Origin of the sequence: Streptomyces sp. MMG1121 (assembly GCF_001280015.1) — a bacterium.
GTDB lineage: Bacteria > Actinomycetota > Actinomycetes > Streptomycetales > Streptomycetaceae > Streptomyces.
Genome location: NZ_LGDV01000088.1, coordinates 1 through 390, shown reverse-complemented (window position 1 = coordinate 390; position 390 = coordinate 1). Strand labels below are relative to the sequence as shown.

At 68.7% G+C, this 390-nt stretch carries 1 protein-coding gene; it reads left to right on the top strand.

Going from position 1 to position 390, the window contains the following annotated elements; translation table 11 throughout:
- A partial coding sequence (locus tag ADK64_RS09820; RefSeq protein ID WP_159046211.1) for an SDR family NAD(P)-dependent oxidoreductase occupies positions 1-390 on the top strand: 390 nt, incomplete at both ends.

Sequence of the window (390 nt, the reverse complement as noted above, 5' to 3'; positions counted from 1 at the left end):
CATGGTGTGCGTCATCTGGTGTTGACGAGCCGGCGTGGTCCGCAGGCGCCTGGTGCGGCCGAGTTGCGGGCCGAGCTGGTGGGCCTGGGCGCGGAGGTGGCCTTCGCTGCGTGTGATGTGGCGGATCGTGAGGCGTTGGCAGCACTGTTGGCGGAGGTGCCGGAGCGGCATCCGCTGACGGGTGTGGTGCATGCGGCGGGTGTGCTGGACGACGGGGTTGTGCAGGGGTTGGACAGTGGGCGGCTGGAGCGGGTTCTGCGGCCGAAGGCGGATGCGGCGTGGCATTTGCATGAGCTGACGCGGGACGCGGATCTGGCGGCGTTTGTGCTGTTCTCTTCGGCTGCTGCCACGCTTGGTGGTCCTGGGCAGGGCAATTATGCGGCGGCGAAC